The organism is Streptomyces sp. NPDC048566 (genome assembly GCF_043199735.1).
Taxonomy (GTDB): Bacteria; Actinomycetota; Actinomycetes; order Streptomycetales; family Streptomycetaceae; genus Streptomyces.
Genome location: NZ_JBICWL010000001.1, coordinates 776192 through 783716, shown reverse-complemented (window position 1 = coordinate 783716; position 7525 = coordinate 776192). Strand labels below are relative to the sequence as shown.

7 protein-coding genes are annotated in these 7525 nt (G+C 72.2%); 3 read left to right on the top strand and 4 right to left on the bottom strand.

Annotated elements, in window-relative coordinates; all coding sequences use genetic code 11:
- Nucleotides 1-109: 109 nt before the first annotated feature.
- Nucleotides 110-2842: a phosphoenolpyruvate carboxylase gene (ppc, locus tag ACGFS9_RS03530; RefSeq protein ID WP_393250341.1), complete on the bottom strand. Its 2733-nt coding sequence runs from the start codon at nucleotides 2840-2842 to the stop codon at nucleotides 110-112.
- Between the two features lie 351 nt (nucleotides 2843-3193).
- Here ppc and ACGFS9_RS03525 point away from each other — a divergent pair, with 351 nt between their 5' ends.
- Both ACGFS9_RS03525 and ACGFS9_RS03520 read left to right on the top strand, forming a co-directional pair.
- The gene (locus tag ACGFS9_RS03525; protein ID WP_393250339.1) at nucleotides 3194-4207 is read left to right on the top strand and encodes an acyl-CoA desaturase; all 1014 of its coding nucleotides are present in this window, start codon (nucleotides 3194-3196) and stop codon (nucleotides 4205-4207) included.
- The gene (locus ACGFS9_RS03520) at nucleotides 4204-4884 is read left to right on the top strand and encodes a TetR/AcrR family transcriptional regulator (RefSeq protein ID WP_328555094.1); all 681 of its coding nucleotides are present in this window, start codon (nucleotides 4204-4206) and stop codon (nucleotides 4882-4884) included. The genes ACGFS9_RS03525 and ACGFS9_RS03520 overlap by 4 nt, the downstream gene beginning before the upstream one ends.
- Nucleotides 4885-4897: 13 nt before the next feature.
- Here the strand turns inward: ACGFS9_RS03520 and ACGFS9_RS03515 are convergent, their stop codons facing one another.
- Nucleotides 4898-5302, bottom strand: a complete 405-nt coding sequence (locus ACGFS9_RS03515) for a VOC family protein (protein ID WP_393250337.1) — start codon at nucleotides 5300-5302, stop codon at nucleotides 4898-4900.
- Nucleotides 5302-6117 carry a trans-aconitate 2-methyltransferase gene (locus tag ACGFS9_RS03510; RefSeq protein ID WP_393250335.1) on the bottom strand — a complete coding sequence of 272 codons (816 nt, stop codon included), beginning with the start codon at nucleotides 6115-6117 and terminating at the stop codon, nucleotides 5302-5304. The genes ACGFS9_RS03515 and ACGFS9_RS03510 overlap by 1 nt, the downstream gene beginning before the upstream one ends.
- Nucleotides 6118-6274: 157 nt before the next feature.
- Between ACGFS9_RS03510 and ACGFS9_RS03505 the strand changes: the two genes are divergently transcribed.
- On the top strand, nucleotides 6275-6772 hold the full coding sequence (locus ACGFS9_RS03505) for a MarR family winged helix-turn-helix transcriptional regulator (protein ID WP_081217735.1): 498 nt from the start codon (nucleotides 6275-6277) through the stop codon (nucleotides 6770-6772).
- On the opposite strand, the gene ACGFS9_RS03500 is transcribed toward ACGFS9_RS03505, so the two are convergent.
- A complete protein-coding gene (locus tag ACGFS9_RS03500; protein ID WP_393250333.1) occupies nucleotides 6731-7498 on the bottom strand; it encodes a LuxR C-terminal-related transcriptional regulator in 768 nt (255 codons plus the stop codon). The genes ACGFS9_RS03505 and ACGFS9_RS03500 overlap by 42 nt on opposite strands.
- Nucleotides 7499-7525: the final 27 nt, after the last annotated feature.

Sequence of the window (7525 nt, the reverse complement as noted above, 5' to 3'; positions counted from 1 at the left end):
CGCGAAGGCGCCCTCCGTGTCCGTCGGGACGGATGCGGAGGGCGCCTTCGCGCGACACGGCCCGGCGGGCCGGCGGGCCGCCGGGCCGCCGGGCCGCCGGGCCGAGGGGTCAGCCGGTGTTGCGCAGGCCCGCGGCGACGCCGTTGACCGTCAGCAGCAGGGCGCGGGCGAGCAGCGGGTCGGGGTCGTGGCCGGCGGCGGCCTCGTCGCGCTGGCGCTTGAGGAGGGCGACCTGGAGGTAGGAGATCGGGTCGAGGTAGGCGTCGCGGATGGAGAAGGTCTGCTGGAGCACCGGGTTGGTGTCGAGGAGCTTCTCGCCGCCGGTGATGCGCAGGACCTCGCGGACGGTGAGTTCGTGTTCGGCCCGGATGGTGTCGAAGACGTGCTTGAGCTCGTCGGGGACGAGGGTGTCGACGTAGTGGCCGGCGATCCGCAGGTCGGTCTTGGCGAGGGTCATCTCGACGTTGGACAGGAAGTTGCGGAAGAAGTGCCACTGTTCGTGCATCTCGTCGAGCACGGTGTCGAGACCGGCTTCGCGCAGCGCCTTGAGGCCGGAGCCGACGCCGAACCAGCCGGGGACGATCTGCCGTGACTGGGTCCAGCCGAAGACCCACGGGATGGCGCGCAGCCCGTCCAGGGAGACGCCCGAGCCGGGGCGGCGGGAGGGCCGCGAGCCGAGGTGGAGTTCGGCGAGCTGGTCGACGGGGGTGGAGGCGAGGAAGTAGGTCGGCAGGTCGGGGTCCTCGACCAGGCGCCGATAGGCGGAGTGGGCGGCGTCGGAGACGACGTCCATGGCCGCGTCCCAGCGGGAGAGGGCCTCGTCGGACTGGCGGGGCGCGGTGTGCAGGGCGGATGCCTGCAGGGTGGCGGCGACGGTCAGTTCGAGGTTCTCGCGGGCGAGGGAGGGGACGAGGTACTTGTCGGAGATGACCTCGCCCTGCTCGGTGACCTTGATCTCGCCTTCGAGGGTTCCCCAGGGCTGGGCGAGGATGGCGTCGTGGGAGGGGCCGCCGCCGCGGCCGACGGTGCCGCCGCGGCCGTGGAAGAGGCGCAGCCGTACGCCGTAGCGGTGGGCGACGTCGCGCAGCCGGCGCTGGGCGCGGTGGATCTCCCACTGGGAGGTGGTGATGCCGCCGAACTTGGACGAGTCGGAGTAGCCGAGCATGACCTCCTGGACGTCGCCGCGCAGCGCCACCAGGCGCCGGTAGGACGGGTCGGAGAGCATGTCCTCCAGGATGGTGTCGGCGGCCTTGAGCTCGTCCGTGGTCTCCAGGAGGGGGACGATGCCGATCTTGGCCCAGCCGGCGTGCAGGTCGAGCAGTCCGGCCTCGCGGGCGAGGACGGCGGCGGCGAAGACGTCGTCGGCGCCCTGGCACATGGAGATGATGTAGGACTCGACGACCTCGGGTCCGAAGATCGCGAGGGCCTTCTTGATGGTCTCGAAGACGCCGAGGGTCTTGTGGCCGGCCGCGTCGAGCGGGGCCGGGGTGGGGGCGAGCGGGCGCCGGGAGCGCAGTTCCTTGGCCAGGAGCTTGGCGCGGTATTCGCGCGGCATGTCGGCGTAGCGCCAGGATTCCTCGCCGAGGCGGTCGAAGAGCTGGCCGAGGGCGTGGTGGTGGGCGTCGGCGTGTTCGCGGACGTCCATCGTGGCGAGCTGGAGGCCGAAGGCGGCCAGGGTGCGGATGGTGCGGTTCATCCGCCCGTCGGCGATGAGGCCGCCGCGGTGTTCGCGCAGCGAGCTCTGGATGAGGACGAGGTCGTGCAGGAGTTCGGCGGTGCCGAGGTAGTCCCGCCCTTCCTCGTGGGCGGTGCCCTTGGCGAGGCGGAGCTTGGTGTTCTCCAGCTTCTGGCGGATGCAGGTGGCCTTGAGCCGGTAGGGCTCCTCGGCGTTGAGCCGCTTGTAGCGGGGGCTGATCTCGGGGAGCCGTCCGAGGTCGTTCTGGAGGGATTCCAGCAGGTCGTCGTTGGCGCCGGTGTAGCGGATGGAGTTCGACAGGAAGCCGCGCAGTTCGTCGACGAGGTCGAGGGCGTCGTTGATGCCGTGCTCGTGCTGGAGGATCAGCACGTCCCAGGTGACCTCGGGGGTGACGTTGGGGTTGCCGTCGCGGTCGCCGCCGATCCAGGTGCCGAAGGTGAGGGGGCGGGTGTCGTCGGGGAGGGCGACGCCGACGCGCTCGAGTTCGGCGGTGAGGTCCTCCAGGACGTCGCCGACGGCGCCGGCGTGCAGCTCGTCGAGGTAGTAGATGGCGTTGCGGGCCTCGTCGGCGGGTTCGGGGCGGACGACGCGGAGCTCGTCGGTCTGCCACACGAGGTCGATGTTCTCGGCGAGGCGGGTGTCGTAGCGGCGGCGGTCGGCCTCGATGACGGGGGTCTCCAGCAGGGCCGCGATGCGGCGCAGCTTGTTGAGGACCGACCGGCGGGCCGCTTCGGTGGGGTGCGCGGTGAAGACGGGGCGGACGTTGAGGTTCCTGACCGTCTGGCGCAGGTGCTCGGGGTCGGCGTCCTTGAGGCGGTCCGCGGTGCGGGCCAGCAGGCTGCCGTCGGCGGCGCGCCGGGCGCGCAGTTCGCGGCCTCGGTGGACCTGCTCGGTGACGTTGGCGAGGTGGAAGTAGGTCGAGAAGGCGCGGACCAGCTTGGCGGCGGTCTCCAGTTCGGTTCCGCGCAGCAGCTCGGCGGCGGCCTCGCCGTCCTCGCGGGTCAGTCGGCGGACCTTCTCGACCAGTTCCAGGAGTTCGGGGCCCTCTTGCCGTACGAGGGTCTCACCGAGCAGGTCGCCCAGGCGGCGGATGTCGGCGCGCAGCTCGCTGCTGGTCGTCGTGGTCTGGTCGTCGGCACTGCTCACAGGTGCGGCTCCTTGCAGTGGTGAAGCTCGTCTGAAGAGTGGGGAATCTCGTCTGAGGCTCGGCTGGGAGGGGACCCGGGTGTCCGACCGCGCGGCGGGAGCCGCTTGGCGGGCAGGCATCCGGGAAGAATTCAGAGCGGACCGCGCTGTCCGACCGATTCCAAGGATAGGTGTCGTTACGGACGCGCAGGCTGTCGGGCTCTTGCCGCCGGGCTACGCGCTGACATACTTACGACGCCGTAGGTTACGGACCCGTAGGGTCTCCCGTCGGACGACGGGTGAACCGCGGGGACCGCACCCCGGACACTCTTCCCCGGCCTTCCGCACCTTCGAACCCTCCAGGGGACGCCCATGACCACGAGTTCCGATGTGATCGACGACGCCCGGCGGGCGGACGGCGACGGCACCGTTCCTCCCGCCGCCACGCTGGGCGGCGAGAGGAAGGGGTCGCTGGAGCAGATCACGCTTCTGCTGTTCATCGCCGTTCCGTTCCTCGCGCTGCTGGCGGCGGTGCCGCTGGTGTGGGGCTGGGGGGTGAGCTGGCTGGACCTGGGCCTGCTGGTGTTCTTCTACTTCCTGGGGTGCCACGGCATCACGATCGGTTACCACCGCTACTTCACGCACGGTTCCTTCAAGGCGAAGCAGCCGCTGCGGATCGCGATGGCCGTCGCGGGGTCGATGGCGGTGGAGGGGCCGCTGGTGCGCTGGGTGGCGGATCACCGCAAGCACCACCGGTTCTCCGACGCGGAGGGTGATCCGCATTCGCCGTGGCGGTACGGGGAGACGGTGCCGGCGCTGCTGAAGGGCCTGTGGTGGGCCCATATCGGATGGATGTTCGACGAGGAGCGCACGCCGCAGGAGAAGTACGCGCCGGATCTGGTGAAGGACCCGGTGATCCGGGCGATCTCGCGCCAGTTCATCCTCTGGACGCTGCTCTCCATGGGGCTGCCGGCGCTGATCGGCGGTCTGGCGACGATGTCGTGGTGGGGCGCGTTCACCGGGTTCTTCTGGGGGTCGCTGGTGCGGGTGGCACTGCTGCACCACGTGACGTGGTCGATCAACTCGATCTGCCACGCGGTGGGCAGGCGGCCGTTCCGCTCGCGGGACCGCTCGGGCAACGTGTGGTGGCTGGCGGTGCTGTCGTGCGGCGAGTCCTGGCACAACCTGCACCACGCCGATCCGACGTCGGCGCGGCACGGCGTGGACCGCGGCCAGATCGACTCCTCGGCGCGGATCATCCGCTGGTGCGAGCAGCTCGGATGGGCCTGGGACGTGCGGTGGCCGTCCCCCTCGCGGGTCGACGCACGCCGTGCCGCGGACGCCAAGCGCTCCCGGCGCGAGCAGCAGTCCGCCGAAGCGGCATGATTGACGGCGTGGCGACCGACTCCAGCAGCACCCCGAGCAGCAGTGAGAAGCCGCGGCGTGCGCGCCGCACCCGGATGACCGGCGCGGAGCGCCGTCAGCAGTTGCTGGAGATCGGCCGCACCCTGTTCGCGGCCAAGGGCTTCGAGGGGACCTCGGTGGAGGAGATCGCGGCGAAGGCCGGGGTGTCCAAGCCGGTGGTGTACGAGCACTTCGGCGGCAAGGAGGGCCTGTACGCGGTCGTGGTGGACCGGGAGATGCGCCGGCTGCTGGACATGGTGACGGGTTCGCTGACGGCCGGGCATCCGCGGGAGCTGTGCGAGCAGGCCGCCTTCGCGCTGCTGGACTACATCGAGGAGTACACGGACGGTTTCCGCATCCTGGTCCGCGACTCCCCGATCCCGCAGTCGACGGGGTCGTTCGCGTCGCTGATCTCGGACATCGCGACCCAGGTGGAGGACATCCTGGGCCGCGAGTTCAAGAGCCGCGGTTTCGACTCCAAGCTCGCGCCGCTGTACGCGCAGGCCCTGGTCGGGATGGTCGCGCTGACCGGGCAGTGGTGGCTGGACGTGCGCAAGCCGCGCAAGGCGGAGGTGGCGGCGCACCTGGTGAACCTTGCCTGGCACGGCCTGGACGGCCTGGAGCCCAAGCCGCGGCTGATAGGGCACCGCAAGGCGTGAGGACCGCCGCCCGTCAGTCCCCCTCCGGCCGGGACCGCTCCCCCGTGGCGGTCCCGGCCGGATGCGGTTCGAGGAACTCCAGGCGGTTGCCGACGGGGTCCTCGCAGGAGAAGCGCCGGTGGCCCGGGAGCGCGTCGTCCCAGGTGACGGGGGCGCCCGCGGCGGCGACGCGGGCGGCGAAGGCGTCGATGCCGGTGACGCGGAGACCGGGGTGCGCCTTCTTCGCGGGCCGGGCGTCGCGCTCGATGCCGAGGTGGAGCTGTACGGCTCCGGTCCCGAACCAACAGCCGCCGCGGGCGGCGAGGGCGGGCGGTTTGGGGATCTCGGTCATGCCGAGGGCACCGGTGTAGAAGGCGCGCAGCAGGTCCTCGGTGCCGGGCGGGGCGGCGAGCTGGACGTGGTCGAGGGCGGTGATCATCAGTACTCCTTCCGGGCCACGGCGAACAGCCGGCGGAACGGCAGGACCGTGCCGTAGGGCCGCTCGGGGTAGGCCTCGCGCAGCAGGTCGCGGTAGGCGGCGACGAAACGGTCGCGGGCCTCGGGGTCGTCGGCGAGGGCGGTGAGCACGGGCCGCAGCCCGGTGCCCTTGGCCCAGTCGAGCACGGCGTCGGGACCGGACAGCAGGTGCAGGTAGGTGGTCTGCCAGACGTCCGCGGCGCAGCCGAGGGCTTCGAGGCGGTCCAGGTAGACGAGCGGGTCGTGGACGGAGCCGGGGGCGCGCAGGACGCCGGCGAGGCGGTCCTTGAAGGGCGCGGAGTCGGCGAGGTCGCGCATCAGGGCGTGCAGGGGCGCGTCGGAGTTGTCGGGCATCTGGACGGCGAGGGTGCCGCCGGGGGCGAGGGCGTCGAGCCAGCCGGGGAGGGCGTCGAGGTGCCCGGGCACCCACTGGAGCGCGGCGTTGGAGGCGATGAGGTGGTAGGTCTCGGTGGGCGTCCAGTCGGTGAGGTCGGCGTGGGCGAAGTCGAGGCGCCCGCCGCCGGGGGTGGGGCCGGCGTGGTCGGCGACGGCGCGGGCCAGCATCTCGGCGGAGTTGTCGTAGCCGGTGATGCGGGCGGCGGGCAGGCGCTCGGCGAGGTGGGCGGTGCTGTTGCCGGGGCCGCAGCCGAGGTCGGCGACGCGGGCGGGGTCCGCGGGCAGGTCCGGGACGCGGGCGAGGAGGTCGGCGAGGGGCCGGGCCCGGTGCGCGGCGTGGCGCAGGTACTGGCGGGGATCCCAGGTGGGCGGGGCGTTCATGACGTTCTCCTCGCTGGGTCGCGGTGGGGTGCGGGCCGCCGGACGGGAGCCGCGGGCGGACCGTTTCCGGACTCCAGCCTCACAGCATTACTCTCTCGACGTCAAGAGACTTGATGCCAAGAGACTTCACGTCGACACAACCACTACACTGATCGTCATGGAGGACGAGGTCGATCGGCTGGTCGCTGCGTGGCGCCGGGAGCGCCCGGACCTCGACGTGGAACCGCTGGAGGTCCTGAGCCGCGTGAGCAGGCTGGCCCGGCACCTGGACCGGGCGCGCCGCCTGGCCTTCTCCGAGCACAGCCTGGAGCCCTGGGAGTTCGACGTCCTGACGGCGCTGCGGCGCGCCGGATCGCCGTACCAGCTCTCCCCCGGACAGCTGCTCACCCAGACGCTCGTCACCTCGGGCACGATGACCAACCGCATCGACCGGCTGACGAAGAAGGGCCTGGTGGAGCGCCTTCCGGACCCGAGCGACCGCCGGGGCGTCCTCGTCCGGCTCACCGAGGAGGGCCGCGACCGGGCCGACCAGGCGCTGGCCGGACTGCTGGAGCAGGAGCGGGCGATCCTGGCGGAGCTGAGCCGGGGCCAGCGCGGTGAGCTGGCCGGGCTGCTACGCCAGCTGACCGCCCCGTTCGACAACATCCCCGGCTAGGTCGACGGGGCCGACCCCGGCCCGCCGGGCCAGCGCCACGGCGGCGAGCGTGGAGTGCACGCCGAGCTTGCCGAGCACGTTCTGCATGTGGGTGCGGACGGTGTGCGGGGAGAGGAACAGCCGCTCCGCCACCGCCTTGCGGCCCAGCCCCGCCACCATGCAGCGCAGCACCTCGCGTTCCCGGGGCGTCAGCGACTCGACGAGCCGCTCGCTCTCGGTGCGGTGCTTGCGCGCGGCCGTCAGCTCCCGCAGCACCCCGGTGAGCAGGGCGGGCGGCAGATGCGTCTCCTCGCGCAGAACACCCCGTATGACGGTCAGCAGCCGCGACAGGGAGCAGTCCTTGGCCACCCAGCCGGAGGCCCCCGCCTGGAGGGCGAGGGCCGCCCGGCGCGGGTCGTCCTTCTCGGCCAGCACCACGGTCCGAACGCCCGGCTGCGCGGAGCGCACGCCGGCGACCAGCGAGATGCCGTCCACCAGGCCGTCCTCGTTGCTCTCCTGGACGGGCACCGCCGGACGCACGCCCGGGACGTTGCCGCCGAGGTCGGCGTCGACGAGCAGCACGTCGAACCGCCGGCCCTCCGCCGCGGCCCGTTCCAGGCAGCGCAGCGCCGCGGGCCCGCTGCCCGCGGCGGACACGTCGACGTCCGGCTCGGCCGCGAGAGCCGCGGCGAGCGACTCGGCGAAGATGCGGTGGTCGTCGACGACCAGTACTCGGATGCGAACCACTGAAACCCCCACTGTCGGGGGACGGTC

Excerpts from the sequence above, each read along its gene's own strand:
- ACGFS9_RS03525 (WP_393250339.1), top strand. The coding sequence starts at position 3,194 with ATGACCACGAGTTCCGATGTGATCGACGACGCCCGGCGGGCGGACGGC.
- ACGFS9_RS03520 (WP_328555094.1), top strand. The coding sequence starts at position 4,204 with ATGATTGACGGCGTGGCGACCGACTCCAGCAGCACCCCGAGCAGCAGT.
- ACGFS9_RS03515 (WP_393250337.1), bottom strand. The coding sequence starts at position 5,302 with ATGATCACCGCCCTCGACCACGTCCAGCTCGCCGCCCCGCCCGGCACC.
- ACGFS9_RS03510 (WP_393250335.1), bottom strand. The coding sequence starts at position 6,117 with ATGAACGCCCCGCCCACCTGGGATCCCCGCCAGTACCTGCGCCACGCC.
- ACGFS9_RS03505 (WP_081217735.1), top strand. The coding sequence starts at position 6,275 with ATGGAGGACGAGGTCGATCGGCTGGTCGCTGCGTGGCGCCGGGAGCGC.